The sequence below is a fragment of the Arthrobacter sp. H5 genome (genome assembly GCF_000520595.1).
In the GTDB taxonomy this organism is placed as follows: Bacteria; Actinomycetota; Actinomycetes; order Actinomycetales; family Micrococcaceae; genus Arthrobacter_D.
In genome coordinates this window covers 68,565-85,723 of sequence record NZ_KI914993.1, presented here as the reverse complement: position 1 = coordinate 85,723, position 17,159 = coordinate 68,565, and the positions used below count along the sequence as shown (strand labels likewise).

Genomic DNA, 17,159 nt, shown 5'->3' with positions numbered 1-17,159 from the left:
GCAATTCGCTAACGGTCGCGCGCGCCGCGGTTCGCCGAACGCCGCGTGGCGCAATACTGGCTCCATGGGGATTCAAAATAACACCGAAAACTTCAGGTCGTACAGCTCACAATTCCAGCGCTCGATGCACTGGGAATACATTCCCGCGCTCATTGTCCTGACGGTTGTGGCCGCCTTCTGGGTGGGCGCCTCGCTGGGCTGGTTCGCGGTGCTGAAGGTCCCGGACTCGCCCGTGGGTAACGTCCTCTGGATGTACCTGATGCTGGCCGCAGTTGCTGCGTCCGTTGTGTTCGGCGGCGGCGCTCTGGCGGATCTGGCACGCAGAGTCAACCGGCGCGGCAGCCGCTCAAGTTGAACATCCTTTCTGCCCACTGAAACAGGCAACTGAGTGTGCAGGAGTACATCCTGCCCACCGAACGAGCCGAGTCAGTGGGCAGAAGTGTGGGTACAGTGCCGCATCAGGCCACAACCGGAGCCATCGCCGGGACCTTTGGGCGGCCAAGCGCACGGTAGGTCCAACCAGCCTCACGCCAGGTCTGCGCGTCGAGGCAGTTGCGTCCATCCACGACGGCGGCACGGGACACCAGCCCGGCAAGCCACTGCGGGTCGATTCCGCGGTACTGCTCCCACTCGGTCAGCACCAGGACGGCGTCTGCTCCGCGGACGGCCTCCTCGATCGAGTTCGTGTAGTTGAGATCGGGGAATCTCTTCGATGCGTTGGGAACAGCCTGCGGATCACTGGCTGTGACAGAGGCTCCCTGCAGCTGCAACTGCGCGGCGACGCTGAGGGCGGGTGAGTCGCGGACGTCGTCGGAATTTGGTTTGAAGGCCAGGCCAAGCACCGCGATGCGCTGGCCCAGCAGGGATCCGCCGCACACCTCACGGGTCAGGTCCACCATGCGGGACCGGCGGCGCATATTGATGGAGTCCACCTCGCGCAGGAAGGTCAGTGCCTGGTCGGCTCCCAGTTCACCGGCTCTGGCCATGAAAGCCCTGATGTCCTTCGGCAGGCAGCCGCCGCCAAAGCCAAGGCCGGCGTTGAGGAATTTACGTCCAATCCGGGCGTCGTGACCTATTGCATCTGCCAGCAGGGACACGTCGGCGCCGGACGCTTCGCAGACTTCTGCCATGGCGTTGATGAAGGAGATTTTCGTCGCGAGGAAGGCGTTCGCAGAGACCTTGACCAGTTCGGCCGTCTCATAATCCATCAACAGGCGGGGCTGGCCGTCGGCGAGCGCCTTTGCGTAGACCTCGTCGAGCAGGAGCTGCGCGCCGTTGTCCTGTTCGGGCAGACCGTAGACCAGCCGGTCCGGCGCCAGGGTGTCCTGCACGGCGAATCCTTCGCGCAGGAATTCGGGGTTCCACACCAGCGTCGCTTCGGGGCACTGGAGGCTGATCTTCTCGGCGAGTGCACGTGCTGTCCCCACGGGCACCGTCGATTTGCCCACCACCACGTCTCCGGGGCGCAGGTGTGGAATCAGTGCGTCGATGGCGGCGTAGACGTGGCTGAGGTCTGCCCCGTTTTCGTTGCGCTTCTGTGGAGTGCCAACGGCGACGAAATGCACGGAGGAACCGGCGGCGTCGGCCATATCTGTTGAAAACCGGAGCCGTCCGGACGCGATAGAGGACGAGAGGAGCTGGGGCAGTCCCGGCTCGAAGAAGGGCGGCTCCGCGGCGTTCAACCCGTCAACCTTGGCGGGGTCGATGTCAATGCCGACAACGTCGTGCCCCAGTTCCGCCATGCAGGCTGAGTGGACTGCTCCGAGATATCCGCAGCCGATGACCGACAACCGCATAAGGGACCCCTTAGGTGTGAACTTCAGGTGGCGCCCGGTGCGCTACCTGACATTGACGCTACGCACGCTCCATGGGGTGAAGATGAACCCTGGATGAGAGTTAGATGAGATCCAGCTGGCCATTGGATGCAGCGTAGAAGTAGTTCTGCGTCAAACGTCCAGGACCACGCGAAGCCCACGGTCCACGTCCTGAAGCACTGACATGGGGATGTCTCCAACATGCTCCGCGAGTTCCGCCTTGTTCACCGTGGCAAGCGCTGTCACATTGACCACAGAGTCCTTCGATAGACCCGTTGCCCCAGCAGGAAGAAACACATTTCCCGGCATGGTGGACAAGCCTGTGTTTGAGGTGATGACCGCGACCAGCACGGTTGCGAGGCGGCTGGTGTTGAAGGAATCAGCCTGAACCACCAGGACCGGCCGGCGTTTCGCTGGGCGGCTTCCGACAGCCGGTCCGAGGTCCACCCAGTAGATTCCACCCCTCCCGACTACCATTCGTCGGTGTTGCGTTCCAGCGTTGCGCGCCCGCCGGCCACCGCCGCGGCCAACGAATCATCAATGCCTGTCTGCTGCCCGATCGCCTCGTTTATCTGCTCCGTTATGGAGCGTGCATCAAGTTGATGCAGATAGGCGTCCGCAGCGCGCGCAAAAAACTCTGAACGGCTCATGCCAAGCGCGCGTGCACGTCGGGTGGCCTGATGATAGATCTCGTCGGGAACTGAGATTGCAGTCTTCATCCACTCAGTATAACCGGGTATAACCTACCTATTCAAGAAGGTGGCTGGCTCCGCGAACCAAAGCCGCGTCTCGCCGTACTTCTTCTCCGCGAACCGTTCCAGCCCGGCCGGCCACTCCGGTTCCGGTGACCGGGAGGAACGCTCAAGAACGACGACGGCGCCCTCGGCCAAGTGCGGAACAAGGCTCTCGAGAATGGTCACCAACGGGCCGTCGGCCAGCGGATACGGCGGGTCGAGGAAAACGAGGTCCCACAGGGTGTCCGCGCCAGTTTTGTCCAGGTAGGGCTCAACCTTGGAGCGGTGCGTGCGGACGCACGTCCAGCCAAGGGCTTTGTTGACCAGGTCCCCGTTTGTCCGGCACACGGCAGCCGCCTTGTCCGCAGACTCGACCAGGTCCACGGTGGCCGCGCCTCTGCTTGCGGCCTCCACCCCCAGCGAACCGGACCCGGCAAACAGGTCCAGCACGTGGGCACCACTGATCACGTTGTAGGCGTCGAGCCGTGAGAACAGAGCCTCCTTCACGCGGTCGGTGGTGGGACGGGTTGTCTGCCCGGAGACGCTGGTCAGCGTGGTGCCCCCGGCTGCTCCGGCGATGATTCGGGTCATGGGAATTTACTCTAATGGCGTTGCCGTCGACAGGTGCGATCCTGCGGCGGCAGGGTCCACGAAATCATGCCGCCGGCAGCCGCCGCCAAACTGCGGAAAAACTGAGGAAAATACACTGGTGTAATAGGGGTCCACATGGTCAAATTAGCTCAGCCGAGAAGCAGACGCATCCGCGAAAGTGCGACGGCGGATGCCACTCAAGGGGGACTTGAGGGCCACCTCAAGGAAAGAATCCTTCGATGAAAACTCGTTCATGCCTACTGTCCATTGGCTCTTCGGCCGCTCTGGTGGGCGGCTCGCTCTTCTTCGCAGCCGCTCCCGCAACCGCCGCCCCCGATTCACCCGCCTGCATCTCAGCAACGAGCGCTCTCAACGTTGTACTGGACTCAGCGACTGTTGACCTCGCCCTCGTCCAGGAGCTCAAGGTTTCCATCACGGCGATCGAAGCCGCGGCCCTCGAACTGCAAGCTGCATTCGAAGCCGCCGACTTGGCTGCAGCACCGCTGTATGCGGAATTCGAAACGGCGCTGCAGGCCGCCGAGACCGCGGCAGCCACCCTGGATCAGGCGGACATTGAGCTCGCTGCGGCCGTGGCCATTCAAGCTCAAGCGGAAGTGCGGCTGGCGGCGGCAAACGCAGCACTCATTGCCGCGCAGGAAGACGGCGACAACGACTTAATCGCCATAGCCCAGGCAGAGGTGGACGCTGCTACTGAGGCCGAGACAGCAGCAGCGTTGACGGTTACCGAGCGGCAGACGGGGCTCGATGCTGCAGTGGCAGCGTTCGCCGCCGCTGAGGAAAGCGTGATCGTCGCGGAGACAGCGTTGAGCGAGGCACTCTTCACCGATGCCATCGCAGCAGCGGAAACCAAGTACTTCACCGCCATCGAAACCACCGAGGCGCTGCTGGCCACGCTGGGCGCCCGCCCAGGAACCAATCCTGAAACCATTCGGTCCCTCGTGGACACCGTCATCGCGACCTGCGCGGCAACCGCTGTGGCCAACACTCCCGCAGCTCCCGCTCCGGTCGCCGCGAACGTTGAGGGCCGCGGTCTGAACATCCAGACGGCCGCGGCCGACGACGGCGTGGGCGGGAACGTTCTGTTGTTCGGCGGTCTCGCAGGTGCCGGCGTCATGTTGTCTGCGGCAGGTGCGTTCGCGCTTCGCAACAGGTCCAAGACCAGCTGAACCAGTCCATGCAAAACCCCGCCGCCACTGCTGCCTCCCGCCCCAGGTCCATCCAACGATTGAGAATCTGGGGTGCGGGTCTCGCTGTGGCGGCGGGCATCGCCATTGCGGCGGTGGCTGGAACGGGAATGGCCTCGCAGACACCGGCCGAACCGGTTGCCGCCAGCACAACGGCTACACCCGCTCCCAGCGAAAGCGCGTCACCGCCACCGTCGTCGTCGTCGCCGTCGCCGTCGTCGTCGTCGTCGCCGTCGTCGTCGTCGCCGTCGCCGTCGAAGCCCGGGCCGTCATCGGGACCTGCGGTGTCGGCACCGACCTGGTTGACGGTGGAGTCGGCCGGGATGGACATGAAGATTCTGCCGTTGACTCCCACAGCCGAGGATGAGGCGTCCCAATCCCTCGTGCCTCCGCTGACGGATGACGCTTACTGGCTGACAACATTCGGGAAGCCGGGCGACGGTTCCACGGACACCACGTACATCACCGGGCACAGCTGGGAAGGCCGTGAGGCCCCTTTTAACCGGCTGAGCGGCGACGCCAAGATCGGCGATACCATCACGCTGACCACCGAAACGGGCAAACTGGAGTACGTGATCGACTCGGTGACAACGCATGACAAAAACACACTGAAGGACAGCGATATCTGGGACGTCGTGCCCAACAGACTCGTGGTGATCAGTTGTTACACCGAGGATCTGTGGGGCAAGAATGTGGTTGTGACGGCGATGCCGAAGTGGTAAATGGTCCGCCAGATACTGTCATTGCCTATACGCAACGTGGCATCTAAACTTGTTTATATGCAAAATACTGTCTCCGCAGCCCTGGCCACGTCGCAGCACAACAAGCGAGAGCTTGCAAGGCGGGCCGGCGTTTCGGCCTCGACAGTCACGCGCATCCAGCAGGGCAGCATCGACCCGACGCTCGGAACGGCCCGCAAAATCCTCGCGGCGGCCGGCCTGCAGTTGCCAGCCTTCCCGGAACCATTATGCGATCCAACCCTGATCCGCGCGGCACGCAGCATCCTCTCAGAGCAACCGTTTTTAGCCGAAGATTCGGAGAAGGTCGAGGAGCTTATGCGCTGGTCCAGCCGGGACGGCGCCCCGAACCCGCGCGGTCTTGCCCGCGAGGCGGGACGGTCTGCTCCTGCCCCGCTTCGTCCAGGTTCAATAACTGTGCGCACTGACTGGAGTACTTTGCGCGTGTTCTCAACGATTGCCGCCACGAGGTCCGGCTGGGCGGCGAGCGGGTCCTCGGCTGCGGCGGCCATCGGCGCTGAGGAAACCTCCGGCCCTACCCTTATCTACGCCGAGAACCAGCGCGCGGCAACCCGGGTTGTCGAGGATCACTCCGCCGGCTCACATCAGTTCATCCTGCTTCCCTTCGACGGGTTCAGCGAAAACGGGGCCTGGCACCGCGGGGGCATCACCTGGGCGGATCCGTTGCAGATCATCATGGACTGCTATGGAATGGAAGAGACCGTCAGCCAGGCCGAGCAGTTGACGTCCACATGGCAACAGGAGCACCGCAATGACTGAGAATTCCGGATGGGGTGTGAGTTCAAGCCACTACAACACCGCCCGGCGATCAGACGTTCCACGCGAACAACGCCCCGGCCCGGATAGCCCGCAACAATCGACGGACCGCGTTGCGGCGATGGGATTCACGTGGGATTCGTCGGCCGTGGACTGGCACAGCATCCAGCACATGCCGATTGATCGTGCTTTGGCCAGGTTCCGCGGACAGCTTGCGGGACACGTTTGGGACGCGGCGGCGCTTGAAGGCAACCCGTACACCCTGCCCGAGGTCCAGACCCTACTCGAAGGGGTGACTGTGGGAGGACACCGTCTGGAAGACGAACGTCAGGTTCTCGCCCTCGCCGAGTCAACGGAACTGGTGCATAATCTGGTGCGGAACGGAAGATTTTCGGTTTCCAAGGAAACCGCGGACGCGCTGCACGCTGTGGTGGCGCCGCATGAGGCAATTGAAGCCGGCCACTTCCGTGGCGAAGGAAGCGTGCGCGGTGGCGGCACGGTCAACCTCGGCGAGATGGGAAGTTTCACCGCAACAAGCTCCGACGACGGCGGAGCCCTCTTACGCGCGGAGTACCGACACGGTGTGGAGTACCTGGCGTCCTCGGTTGATCGCCCGGCAGAGCGGGCAGTTGTCTACTTTTGCCTTGGCACGCGCCGGCAGTTCTACTTCGATGGAAACAAACGGACATCGCGGCTGATGATGAACGGACAGCTCTTACAGGCCGGTCTTGACGCGATTTCCATTCCGTTCAATCGCAGGCTGGAATTCAATCAGCACCTCATTACGCTCTACAGCGATGCTGATGCAACGCCGTTGATGCAGTTCATCGTGGGCTGCCGTCCCCGCGGTTGAATGCAGCCCGGGCGGGGGCGCCACTCACCCCTTCTCCAGGAACGCTTCCTTCTCCGGGTTCAGGTACAGGTCCAGCGCCACGGCCAGATCCGGGTGCTCCACCAGGTCGGGATCCGCCGCGACAATTTCCTGCGCGTCCTCCCGGGCCTTCTCAATGATCTTGCCGTGCTGAATGACCTTCAGGAAACGCAGCGCCGAGCGGCCCCCCGACTGCGAGGACCCGAGGATGTCACCCTCGCGCCGCAGCTCCAGGTCCTTCTGCGAGAGCTCGAACCCGTCGGTTGTTGCGGCTACGGCGGAGAGTCTTTCACGGCTGGGATGCTCGGGCTCAAGCTGGGTGACCAGCAGACACGTTCCAGGGTGGCCACCCCGCCCTACTCTGCCGCGGAGCTGATGCAGTTGGGAGATACCGAACCGGTCTGCGTCCATGATGATCATCAGCGTCGCGTTGGGGACGTCGACGCCCACCTCGATGACCGTGGTGGACACCAGAAGGTGGATGACGCCGTCGTTATAACGGGCCATTGTCTCCGCCTTGTCCGCCGGATCCATGCGCCCGTGCAGCATGCCAATGCTGACGCCTTCGAGGGCGGGCACCGAGCCAAGCGATTCGAAGATCTCATTGACGGAGGACAGCTCCTGTTTGAACCGTGAGGGTGGCGGCCCCTCGTAGAGTTCCACGGCGGTTGAGTCTTCCTCGTTGTCCCCGATCTTGGGGCACACCACATAGACCTGGCGGCCGGCGTCGACCTCTTCACGCGCACGCGACCAGGCGCGCTCCAGCCAGCGCGGGTTCTCGGCCAGCCCGACGACGTGGGTTGAGATGGGCGCGCGGCCCGCCGGGAGCTCCGAAAGGGTGGATACCTCAAGGTCGCCGAACACGGTCATGGCCACCGTGCGCGGGATGGGCGTGGCCGTCATCACCAGCACGTGCGGTGAGGTGGCGGCCTTGGACCGGAGGGCATCGCGCTGCTCTACGCCGAACCGGTGCTGCTCGTCCACCACGATAAGCCCGAGGTCGAAGAACTGCACGTTTTCGGAGAGCAGCGCGTGGGTGCCGATGATGATCCCTGCATCCCCCGATGCCGCTTCCAGGAGGGCCTGTTTCCGCTGCGCGGTGGGCATGGAACCGGTGAGCAGCACCACCCGGGTGCCGTCGGCGGCGCCTCCCAGCATGCCGCCTTCGGCCAGCGGGCCAAGGGTGCGGGTGATGGATTGGTAATGCTGGGAAGCGAGCACTTCGGTGGGTGCCAGGAGGGCCGCCTGCCCGCCGGCGTCGATGACCTGGAGCATTCCACGCAGTGCCACGATCGTCTTGCCGGAACCCACTTCGCCCTGAAGCAGACGGTTCATGGGGTGGGCCTGGGACAGATCTGCGGTGAGCTGCTCCCCCACCGTCTTCTGGCCGTCGGTAAGGGTGAACGGCAGCCGGGCGTCGAACTGCTCAAGCAATCCGCCGGCGCGGGACGGGTGCGACGTCGCTTCCTCCCTGATTGCCTGGGCCCGGCGTCGTGCCAGCGCGGTCTGCAGGACCAGTGCCTCCTGGTAGCGGAACCGGTGCTGGGCGCGGTAGGCATCCTCGATCACGTGCGGGCGGTGGATGAGTTCATACGCCTGGGTGATGTTCATCAGCTTGTCCCGGCGGGCAATGGCCTGGGGAATGGGATCGTTCAACTGGGAGTGGACCAGGTTGTCGAGGATGGTGGTCACGGACTTCTGGATTGCATCGCTGGTGACTTTTTCCGATGCCGGGTAAACGGGGATGGGTCGCTCCAGGAACGCGGGATCTACGGAGTCCTCATCCTCGAGGAGCACGTAGCCGGGGTTGGTGAGGGTGAGCCGCTCCCGGTAGACGGTGGTCTTGCCCGAGAAGATGGCTCGTGTTCCGGGCGTGAGTTCCTTTTCCGCCTTGTACCCGTTGAAGAAGGTGAGGCTCATGCCACCCAGGCGGCCGCCGTCGTCGTCCGTGATGACCACTTCCAGCAGCTTGCCCTTGCGGGCGCGCATGTGGCGAGAGTTGGCGGACTGCACCCGGGCAATAAGCGTGACGTCCTCATCGATGGGGACATCGGAGATGGGGGTGAGCTCCCCGCGTTTGAGGTAGGTGCGGGGGAAGTGGTTGAGCAGCTGCCCCACGGTGTGCAGGTCCAGGTGCTTGGCAAGTTTCTTGGCTGTGGGGCCGCCAATGGAGCGGTCCAGTGAGACCTGCAGCTCCGCCGGGAGCCTGTTGTCTACTGGCAGCATGGTTGATGCGCTGTGGTTGTGGTGGGCACCGTGATTCCTGGTGTGGGTTACGTCGGTGGGCCGTGGTGCCCGGCGACTCGGCTTTTTTCGAGCTTAGCGCAGGGTACTGACACGGCGGCGGATGCAGCGCGACAACAAGGTGCGGGCCGGGCGGTGAGCTTGGAATACACGCCGGTCTATTTAGTGGGGTTGGGCCAGCGTGGAAACATGGCGTTTCTGAAGGGGACATCCGGCACGCCGTCCGCATGGCTATGCGTCGGGTCGCCATGGGTGAGGGTCCCACGATGCTCATAGGTCCGGGGGAAGAAGGAACACTATTGGAAATCGGTGTTCTGGACGTCGATGGCGAAGACGCCGTGGTCATTCACGCAGTGCAGCTACGGCGAAAGTTCTACGGATTTCTATGATGAGAGGTAATCATGGTTCGGCACACAGACGATGAAATCGAGAAGGCGGCCAGCCGGTTTGAGGACCTGGCTGACCAGCTGGACCCTGAGACCGCTCAGGTGGACGATGCCAATGATCTACGGCAGATCGCGATCGCTTCCGAGCTGTACGCGCGGACGAGGCACTACTGTCTGAAAACATGGAGATCGCTCGGGCGCATGGTAGATCGTGGAACCAAATTGCTACGGCGCTGGGGGTTTCCCGTCAGGCTGCACGGCAGGACTACGGTGATGATGAGGTCGTCGTCGTGAATGTCATAGATTACGCGATAGTCCCCTACCCTGATCCGCCACGCATTTTCTTCCCCCACAAGTTTCGTTGCGCCGGGAGGCCTTGGATTGTTCTCAAGCGCGGCGACGGCGTCCAGGACTCGCGAACCTACCTGACGCGGAAGCTTCCGAATCTGCCGTGCTGCGGCCGTGGTGAATTGGACAGCATGGCTCATCCGTGCAGTTGGCTCCGCACCTCTGTAAGGCTCACCCTGGTGCCGTCATCTTCGGACTTCGCTGCGCGATAGGCAGCGACATCCTGCGCCGTTTCGAACTGCTCCAGCAACTCAAGGTCATCCACGCTAATCACCACCGCCGAGAGCTTTCCATTACGGGTGATACCAACGCGTTCATGACCATACATAGCGCGACCAATGACTTCGGAGAGCTGTGACCGCAGCTCTCGTGTAGTTAGGGTGGTAGTTACTGTTTCCATTGGCTAATTGTAACACTGTGTACACAGTGCCAAGTAGGTGCACCTTGGAGCGAAGGCCCGCTGCCCTGCCCCTCGGTCCGAGGGGCAGCTCAATATTGGTAGCGACACTGAGCCATCCAGATGCTTGAGCTGTTCGGTGAGCGGACAGCGCGAGACGCGCGGCATTCGCTGGGGAGCGAAAAAGGTAGGCGGCCTCCTTCAGTGCGTTGTATTCGCGAGCCAAGCGGCACACCCGCGTCAGCCGAGGACGACGGCGTCCATCACCTTGGCCAGCACGGCATCGGGACCGAGGTCCTCCACGCTTCCGATCACTTCGCCGTCCACCAGCACGGTGCCGGCAGTGGTGGATCGGCTCGCCTGCCGCAATGAACCCTTGACGCCGAGCCCCCTGCGCCAGGCAGCCTGAAAGGCGGTGGGCAGAAGGAAAATGGTGTTGCTGGCGGACGCCACCTGAATGTCAGCGTGCGGCAGTTCCCGCCTCAGCAGCTGATATGTGCGGGCAAAGGTGCCGCACTCGGACGTGCCGGCATGGTCATGGTCCTGCTTGGGCAGAGCAATGCCGTCCGCCCCGCCGCTGCAGCATCCTCCACCTGCAGCGGCGTCATTCCATGGCCTAACCAGCACTATCTGAGTCATCGCGGCGCGCTGTCCTGGTCCGCGTCAACGGATTCGCTGTCAGCAGGTCCCGTGATTTTTCCACTAGCCACGTCCGCCCGGGCTCCGCGCAGGGCAAGGAACGCTTCGACGATCAGCCACATGGCCAGGACAAAGATGATCAGGTCCAGTGGTGCGAGCACCCATTCGCCGGCCTGGACAAAGTTGATCAGGTTGGCGATCAGTGCCCAGCTGGTCATGAAGAGCAGGAAGACCAGCGGAATGATCACGGGCCAGGCGCGGCGTCCGCTACGGGTCACCCAGACGGCGATGACCGCCAGGGCAAGGCCCGCGGTGAGCTGGTTGGTGGTGCCGAAGAGCTGCCACAGCACACCGAAGGTATAGCCCTGTTCGCCGCCGCCGGGAAGCAGTGCCATGGCCAGCGGTACTGCTACAGCTATGGATGTGGCCAGCGTGATGTTCCGGGCGATCTTGGTCCAGCCGGCAAGTTCGGCGATCTCCTGCACCACGTAGCGTTGCAGGCGTACACCGGTGTCCATGGTGGTTGCTGCGAAGGCAATCACCACCACCGCTGCGAAGACCACACCGAGCTCCAGCGGAATCCCAAGGTTGTTGGCAAAGGCGGCAATTCCCTGCACAAAGTTATTGGTGGCACCGCCGGACGCTGTGGCGAAGTCCGGGTAGAGAACGTCCCAGTCCGCGCGGGTCGCGGCGGCGCCGGCTGTGACCGCCAGTACCGCTCCTACAGCGAGGGATCCCTCGCCCAGTGCGGCGCCGTAGCCCACGTGCCGGGCGTCGGTGTCCTTGTTCAGCTGCTTGGCCGTTGTTCCTGACGCTACCAATGAGTGGAAGCCGGATATGGCCCCGCAGGCGATCGTGATGAACAGGAACGGGAAGATTGACGGCGAGCCTTCGGGCACATCGTTGAATGCTGGCGCAACAACTGTTTCCCAGCCAACAATAATGCCGATCACAATGATCGCGAGGGCTACAAAGAGCTGGTGCGAGTTGATGTAGTCGCGCGGCTGCAGCAGCATCCAGACCGGGATGCGTGAGGCGATGAAGGTGTAGGCGAACATGATGATCACCCACAGGTTGCGCGGGTTGTCGATGCCCAGCATGTCTGCCAGCGGGGCGATATCCACCGGGAACTGCTGGCCAACAAAGATCAGGAAGTAAAGGATCACCACGCCTATCAGGGAGGGGATCAGCGCCGCAGTGCGTTTGCGGTAGATGTACTGGCCAATGGCAATTGCGAAGGGGATCTGCAGGAAGATGGGGATCACGGCGCCGGGGTTGGCGACAAACAGGTTGCCGATCACCACGGCGAAGACGGCGTTGACCAGGGTGAGCAGGAAGAAGATGATCAGCAGGAACAGTGTGCGCGCCCTGCGGTTGATCACGTCGCTGGCCAGGCTGCCGATGCTGCGGGCCTTGTGCCGTACGGAGACAACCAGCGATCCCATGTCATGGACGCCGGCGGCGAAGATGGTTCCGATGACTATCCACAGCAGCGCCGGTCCCCAGCCCCAGAACACTGCGATGGCCGGGCCCACAATGGGCGCTGCCCCGGCCACGGAGGTGAAGTGATGGCCAAAGAGAACGTGTTTGTTGGTGGGCACAAAGTCCACGCCGTCTGAAAACTCGTGGGCGGGAGTGACAAAGTTGGGATCCAGCGCATACGTTTTCCTGGCCAGATAGCTGGAATAGTAGCGATATCCGAGGAAAAAGAGCAGGCCCACTACGGCGGCGATAATAGGTGCTGGCATTACGGTCTCCCTCACGTCACTGTGATGACCAATTGCTCGCAGAACAATGGTTTACTGCTGATGGAAAGCAAAGTGCACCCCGAACTTCGCGGGCGCCAACTTGGGTGTCATCCTAACACCCCTGTTGCCTCGGGTAATGGATGCGGACGGGTATGGCAACGTATCAAGGAGAAGCCAGTGGATGTTTCCGGGACTACTGTGGTGGCCTCGTCGGTGAAGGCTTCATCGGTGATCGATCTTGCGTGGTTGGATGGCAGCGGGGCACCCGACGCCTGCGCCGCCGTCGCGCTGTGGTGGCAGGGCAAGCCCGCAGTCGCGTTCACGTACGCGTATGCCGACCTGGCGCGGCGGGTTGCGGCCTCTCCGGCAGCGGCCCTGGTTTTCACGGAGACCCGGTCGACGGGCAGATCCTTTGCACCGGCGGCCCTGCTGGGCCGGCCCCGTCTGACCGAGGACACCGACGGCGCGGTCTTCAGCGACGATCTACTGGAGCAGGAACTGCGGCGCTATCCGCCGTCGCGCGTTTTCGCTGACTCCTACCTGTTGCGGCGGGAAAACTGGTGGTACCTGCCGCGGCTTATTGTGCAGTTCGACGTGGACGCTGGCGTTCCGGTTCCGGTGCGCACCCCCGGTGCAGCGGATCAGCACCTGCTTGTCACGGCCGTGGACGGCCGGCTGGTGCCGCGTCTGGTGGCGGTGGGGCACGACGACGGCGGCGGCAGCCTTGCGCTCACACCAGCGGACGGGCGGGCGCTGCCGGAGGGGCAGGCCGTGTTGATCGGCCAGGATGCAACGTTCCCGGATATGGCTCAGTGGACGTCCTGGCGGTACCGCGGGATGAGTACCGGCAGCGAACTGGTGGTTACCGAACGGCCGGCCCGGGTGGGTCTGGAATCTACGCCGACCATCTGGCAGCGGTACAGGCTGCAGCGGGACTTTTCAAAGTCGTGCCGGTCCGGCATTGCCGAGGCAGAGAAACGCGCCCGGAGGTGAGACACCGCCAGTCATGCAGAGTTTCACGGGCGGTAGGAGGTTGTGCCGGAAGAGGTTTACCCGCTGGTCTCTTGGGCGATGACGGCTCCGGCGCTGGCAAGCTGCGTGACTGAAACGTTGGTGGGCTGGCCGGCGTCTTCGATGAGTTTCAATGCAGGTGCGGCGTCGGGGACGTGCACGTGGACGCGCCACCGGTAGCCCTCTTCGACTTCGGTGACGGCGCTCATGATCACAGAGTCACCCAGCTCGTCCAGGTGCAGTCGGAGCGTGGCTGCGTCCAGCGGGCTGAGGTTGATGGTGCACATGACCTCCACACCGTCGGTGTCGATGCCGTTATGGATGTGGGGCGCCTGGACGTCGTAGCCGTGCAGTCCGTCCAACAGCTCGTCCAGCAGCTCCTCGCCCAGGGAGGCGGCGCGGAGGGCGTCCATGATGAGCAGGAATCCCACTCCGCCGGCGTCCACCACCTTGGCTTTAGTGAGGACGCCGAGCTGGCTTTCGGTCTGCACCACGGCTTCCAGGGCGGATTCGACGGCGGCCTGCAGGGTCATTGCAAGGGCGTGGTTGCTGTCATCGCCATGCTGGACGTTGTCCACGGTTGCGGCACCGATCGCGGACGCTTCCAGAACTGACAGCATAGTGCCCGGCACGGGGTCGCTGAGTGCGGACCAGCTCCGGATCTGCGCACGGTTCAGCGCGGTGGCGAGAAGTGGTCCGGAGAGGCGGGCGGCGCCGTGGAGTGGCTCGGCCACTGCCGAGAGGAATACGGCGAAGAGTGTGCCCGAGTTTCCCCGGGCGTCTTCCATGGCTGCTTGGCCGGCTGTCTTGAGGAGTTCACCAAGGTCCTGGGTCTCCACTTCAGCGGCGGCGCGGGCTGCGGCTCGCACGGTTATGTAGAGGTTGGTGCCCGTATCGCCGTCCGCCACGGGGAAAATATTGATCGCGTTCAGGCGGTCGCTGTGATTGCCGAGGGACTCTTCAGCCTTGCTTAACCATCGCTTCATCGCAGCTGCGTTGGCGGTGATTTTAGTCTGCAAAGTGATCCCATCCCACGTTGGCTGGAGACTGTGACCCGATGGTCACGCCGGTCAATCCGGCCTCCACCGAGCCTACCGCAGCGAAGCCTTTCGGGAGCATAACGGTTGGGTCAAAGGTGGCTAACAATCCGTGGTCCTCTCCCCCGCCAATCACCCACTCCATCGGGGCGATTCCCAGCAACCGACCGGCTGAGCCGAGCGGCTCCGAGAGCGATGATAGAACCGACGGATCCAGGTCAATTCCGACGCCGCTGGCTGTGGCTAGGCGGTTTGCGTCTTTGACCAGTCCGTCGGAGATGTCCAGCATGGCTGTGGCACCGGCTGCGGCAGCNCCGCCGGTCCGGCTGCCAGCGGAGGCCGTGGTTGAAGCTGATTAGTCACCAGGCTTAGCAATTCAGCCTCCAGCGAACCTATCGCATGGGAGGACTCGAGGATCGCCCAGCCTGCTGCAGCACGGCCCACCGTTCCGGCGAGTGCAACGACGTCGCCGGGACGGGCGCCGGAACGCAGAACAGCTGGCCTGCCGTCGAGCGAACCGGTGACCGCAGCGGTGACGACTATCTCGCGTCCAGCGCCGAGGTCTCCCCCGATCACCCGGCAGCTGTCCGCACCGAGTTCACGGATGGCCGCGGTCAGTCCGTCCGCGAGATCCTCCACCCAGGCAACTTCCGTCTCGCCGGGAAGTGTGAGGCTCACTACCAGGGACGTGGCCCGGCCGCCCATCGCGTTTATGTCGCTGAGGTTCTGGGCGGCAGCTTTCCAGCCGACATCGAATCCGGTTGTCCTGTACCCGTTGGGCCACTGGAGACGAAAGTCCATGTCCTGTACCTGGGTGTCGATGGAAACCACCACGTGGCCGTCCGGCGCAGTGAGAACTGCAGCATCATCGCCGGGACCAACGACGACGGCGTCTCTTGCACTCTTGCTGTGCGCACCCGTGTCGAGACGCGGAAAGATCCGCTCAAGAAGGCTGGATTCGCTCAGTTCGGCGACTATGAGTGGCATGCTTCAACCGTACTGGGCGGCACGGACATCCTGCGTCGGCTGTGGACCACCGTGGATCCGGCGCGCGAGCGGTGCGCTATATAGTGGAACGGAATTTGATTGGTCCCCGATCCCGGTGAGTGGAGGTGCGCTGAGGTGAGCCCTGATGAACGTCAATTGCCGGTCGCGCGCCATATGAAGGGCGGCAAGAGTAGATTGGCCCACGGCCGACCCCCGGAAACACGCCGATCACGACGGCGCGATGCTGCTGAGATGCAGTCACCGCCTGAGGCCGCCACCCAGGATGAACTACCCACCGCATCCCGGCCAGCGATTCGGGGTCAGGATTCCTCTTACAAACGCAAGAGGACGGTAGCGCTGATCATCACGGTGCTGGTGGCGCTTAGCATTCCTGCGTTGATTTTGGCTCTGGTGCTGCTGGGATAAGGTTGTACCGTCAAATCGCCCAAAAGCTAGGGGAATTTTTTGCCCGTCATCATGCCTATCTATGGCACCCGGCCAGAAGCCATCAAGATGGCACCAATCGTGGCGGCTCTCAAAAGCTCAGAGCATTTCGAATGCATAGTAACGGTGACCGGGCAGCACCGGGCAATGCTGGATCAGGTGAACGAGCTCTTCGGTATTGTGCCTGATCATGACCTCAACATCATTCAACAGCGGCAGACGCTGAATTCCATCATGACCAAGACTATCGACGGACTGGATCAGCTCTTCGAGGCAGCCAAACCGGATGCGGTCATTGTGCAGGGCGACACGACAACCTCTACAGCTGCCGCCATCGCAGCGTTCTACCACGGAATCCCTGTTGTGCATGTTGAGGCTGGGCTCCGCTCTGGTAACCTTTTCTCGCCCTTTCCCGAGGAAGCCAACCGTAAAATTACCTCGCAGATCGCGAGCCTGCATCTCGCACCCACATCCACCAGCAAAGCAAACCTGATGGCGGAGAATGTCCCGGAGAAGGACATTGTGGTCACTGGCAACACTGTTATTGACGCTTTGCTGGCGACAGTTGCGAAACAGGTACCGTTCACCGACCCGCAGTTGGAGGAGCTTGCTTCGTCCGGCAAGCGCATCCTATTGGTCACGACCCATCGTCGCGAAAACCAGGGCGATGCCATGCGCGGAGTGGGACGGGCCTTGGCGCGCATCGCTGATGCCGAACCCGAGCTGATCATCGTCTTGCCTGCACACAAAAACCCCGTAGTCCGCGAGGCTGTGTTGCCTGCTCTTGAGGGAAAGAGCAATGTGATTGTCACCGAGCCACTGGCGTATGGCGAGTTCACCCGACTCCTGTCCCTGTGCCATGTTGTGCTCACGGATTCGGGAGGAGTACAAGAAGAAGCCCCCAGCCTGGGCAAACCCGTTCTAGTGATGCGCGACAACACGGAGCGTCCGGAAGCTGTGCACGCCGGTACAGTCACTCTCATCGGGACCGATGAGGAACGAATCGTAAATGAAGTGGATCGACTGCTCAACGATCAGGCGCATTCCGACTCGATGGCCAATGCGGTCAACCCCTATGGCGATGGACTGGCCGCGAAGCGGACTATTGCTGCTATCGGTCACCTGCTCGGTCTCGAAGATCGGATCGCCGATTTTTCTGCCTGAACCTAGAATGATCAACTGCGTTACA

The 17,159-nt window shown here is 62.7% G+C and carries 20 protein-coding genes and 1 pseudogene; 9 read left to right on the top strand and 12 right to left on the bottom strand.

All coding sequences use genetic code 11. The features are described from left to right. The first annotated feature begins 64 nt into the window (after positions 1-64). Positions 65-355, top strand: coding sequence for a hypothetical protein (locus tag Y708_RS0110655; RefSeq protein ID WP_028279929.1), 291 nt, complete (start codon positions 65-67; stop codon positions 353-355). 103 nt (positions 356-458) lie between these two features. Here Y708_RS0110655 and Y708_RS0110650 read toward each other — a convergent pair whose 3' ends face one another. The 4 genes from Y708_RS0110650 to rsmD form a co-directional block, all read right to left on the bottom strand. Further along, complete coding sequence (locus tag Y708_RS0110650) at positions 459-1,796, bottom strand: UDP-glucose dehydrogenase family protein (protein WP_028279928.1); 1,338 nt, start codon at positions 1,794-1,796, stop codon at positions 459-461. A gap of 150 nt (positions 1,797-1,946) precedes the next feature. Beyond that, positions 1,947-2,291, bottom strand: coding sequence for a type II toxin-antitoxin system PemK/MazF family toxin (locus tag Y708_RS0110645; RefSeq protein WP_028279927.1), 345 nt, complete (start codon positions 2,289-2,291; stop codon positions 1,947-1,949). Next, complete coding sequence (locus Y708_RS0110640) at positions 2,285-2,533, bottom strand: type II toxin-antitoxin system HicB family antitoxin (protein ID WP_028279926.1); 249 nt, start codon at positions 2,531-2,533, stop codon at positions 2,285-2,287. Before Y708_RS0110640 ends, Y708_RS0110645 begins: the two co-directional genes overlap by 7 nt. Positions 2,534-2,557: 24 nt before the next feature. Further along, positions 2,558-3,139: a 16S rRNA (guanine(966)-N(2))-methyltransferase RsmD gene (rsmD, locus tag Y708_RS0110635; RefSeq protein ID WP_028279925.1), complete on the bottom strand. Its 582-nt coding sequence runs from the start codon at positions 3,137-3,139 to the stop codon at positions 2,558-2,560. A gap of 239 nt (positions 3,140-3,378) precedes the next feature. Between rsmD and Y708_RS24290 the strand changes: the two genes are divergently transcribed. Next, entirely contained in the window at positions 3,379-4,326 is a 948-nt protein-coding gene (locus Y708_RS24290; protein WP_035775960.1) for a phospholipase D-like domain-containing protein, read from the top strand. Here the strand turns inward: Y708_RS24290 and Y708_RS31015 are convergent. Next, a complete protein-coding gene (locus Y708_RS31015; protein WP_081746700.1) occupies positions 4,271-4,675 on the bottom strand; it encodes a hypothetical protein in 405 nt (134 codons plus the stop codon). The genes Y708_RS24290 and Y708_RS31015 overlap by 56 nt on opposite strands. Here Y708_RS31015 and Y708_RS31010 point away from each other — a divergent pair. Genes Y708_RS31010 through Y708_RS0110615 form a run of 3 tightly spaced genes read left to right on the top strand, consistent with a single transcriptional unit; the run spans position 4,668 to position 6,711 of the window. After that, the gene (locus Y708_RS31010; protein WP_155853816.1) at positions 4,668-5,066 is read left to right on the top strand and encodes a class F sortase; all 399 of its coding nucleotides are present in this window, start codon (positions 4,668-4,670) and stop codon (positions 5,064-5,066) included. The genes Y708_RS31015 and Y708_RS31010 overlap by 8 nt on opposite strands. Positions 5,067-5,123: 57 nt before the next feature. Next, positions 5,124-5,861 carry a helix-turn-helix domain-containing protein gene (locus tag Y708_RS0110620; protein WP_028279923.1) on the top strand — a complete coding sequence of 246 codons (738 nt, stop codon included), beginning with the start codon at positions 5,124-5,126 and terminating at the stop codon, positions 5,859-5,861. Next, the gene (locus tag Y708_RS0110615; protein WP_155853815.1) at positions 5,854-6,711 is read left to right on the top strand and encodes a Fic family protein; all 858 of its coding nucleotides are present in this window, start codon (positions 5,854-5,856) and stop codon (positions 6,709-6,711) included. The genes Y708_RS0110620 and Y708_RS0110615 overlap by 8 nt, the downstream gene beginning before the upstream one ends. A 24-nt stretch (positions 6,712-6,735) precedes the next feature. Here Y708_RS0110615 and Y708_RS0110610 read toward each other — a convergent pair whose 3' ends face one another. After that, the gene (locus Y708_RS0110610; RefSeq protein WP_028279921.1) at positions 6,736-8,955 is read right to left on the bottom strand and encodes an ATP-dependent DNA helicase RecG; all 2,220 of its coding nucleotides are present in this window, start codon (positions 8,953-8,955) and stop codon (positions 6,736-6,738) included. Between the two features lie 245 nt (positions 8,956-9,200). Between Y708_RS0110610 and Y708_RS30410 the strand changes: the two genes are divergently transcribed. Further along, positions 9,201-9,362 (top strand): hypothetical protein, encoded by a 162-nt coding sequence (locus Y708_RS30410; RefSeq protein WP_216699772.1) that lies wholly within the window; start codon positions 9,201-9,203, stop codon positions 9,360-9,362. 164 nt (positions 9,363-9,526) lie between these two features. Here the strand turns inward: Y708_RS30410 and Y708_RS28355 are convergent, their stop codons facing one another. From Y708_RS28355 to Y708_RS24280, 4 genes are all read right to left on the bottom strand, one after another. Then, entirely contained in the window at positions 9,527-9,847 is a 321-nt protein-coding gene (locus tag Y708_RS28355) for a type II toxin-antitoxin system RelE family toxin (RefSeq protein WP_081746696.1), read from the bottom strand. Continuing rightward, the gene (locus Y708_RS0110595) at positions 9,844-10,107 is read right to left on the bottom strand and encodes a type II toxin-antitoxin system prevent-host-death family antitoxin (RefSeq protein ID WP_028279920.1); all 264 of its coding nucleotides are present in this window, start codon (positions 10,105-10,107) and stop codon (positions 9,844-9,846) included. The genes Y708_RS28355 and Y708_RS0110595 overlap by 4 nt, the downstream gene beginning before the upstream one ends. A 237-nt stretch (positions 10,108-10,344) precedes the next feature. Next, complete coding sequence (locus tag Y708_RS0110590; protein ID WP_028279919.1) at positions 10,345-10,743, bottom strand: hypothetical protein; 399 nt, start codon at positions 10,741-10,743, stop codon at positions 10,345-10,347. Then, positions 10,740-12,491 carry a carbon starvation CstA family protein gene (locus Y708_RS24280; RefSeq protein WP_051478891.1) on the bottom strand — a complete coding sequence of 584 codons (1,752 nt, stop codon included), beginning with the start codon at positions 12,489-12,491 and terminating at the stop codon, positions 10,740-10,742. The genes Y708_RS0110590 and Y708_RS24280 overlap by 4 nt, the downstream gene beginning before the upstream one ends. Before the next feature lie 177 nt (positions 12,492-12,668). On the opposite strand from Y708_RS24280, the gene Y708_RS0110580 reads away from it, so the two are divergent. Further along, the gene (locus tag Y708_RS0110580) at positions 12,669-13,484 is read left to right on the top strand and encodes a hypothetical protein (protein WP_028279918.1); all 816 of its coding nucleotides are present in this window, start codon (positions 12,669-12,671) and stop codon (positions 13,482-13,484) included. Between the two features lie 56 nt (positions 13,485-13,540). Here the strand turns inward: Y708_RS0110580 and Y708_RS0110575 are convergent, their stop codons facing one another. Together Y708_RS0110575 and thiL are read right to left on the bottom strand one after the other, a co-directional pair. Then, a complete protein-coding gene (locus Y708_RS0110575; RefSeq protein ID WP_051478900.1) occupies positions 13,541-14,488 on the bottom strand; it encodes a DAK2 domain-containing protein in 948 nt (315 codons plus the stop codon). Positions 14,489-14,510: 22 nt separating this feature from the next. Further along, a pseudogene (gene thiL / locus Y708_RS24275) lies at positions 14,511-15,526 on the bottom strand (thiamine-phosphate kinase). 252 nt (positions 15,527-15,778) lie between these two features. Here thiL and Y708_RS29125 point away from each other — a divergent pair. Together Y708_RS29125 and wecB are read left to right on the top strand one after the other, a co-directional pair. Continuing rightward, the gene (locus tag Y708_RS29125; protein ID WP_155853814.1) at positions 15,779-15,952 is read left to right on the top strand and encodes a hypothetical protein; all 174 of its coding nucleotides are present in this window, start codon (positions 15,779-15,781) and stop codon (positions 15,950-15,952) included. Positions 15,953-16,003: 51 nt separating this feature from the next. Next, on the top strand, positions 16,004-17,134 hold the full coding sequence (wecB, locus tag Y708_RS0110560) for a non-hydrolyzing UDP-N-acetylglucosamine 2-epimerase (protein ID WP_275451106.1): 1,131 nt from the start codon (positions 16,004-16,006) through the stop codon (positions 17,132-17,134). Positions 17,135-17,159: the final 25 nt, after the last annotated feature.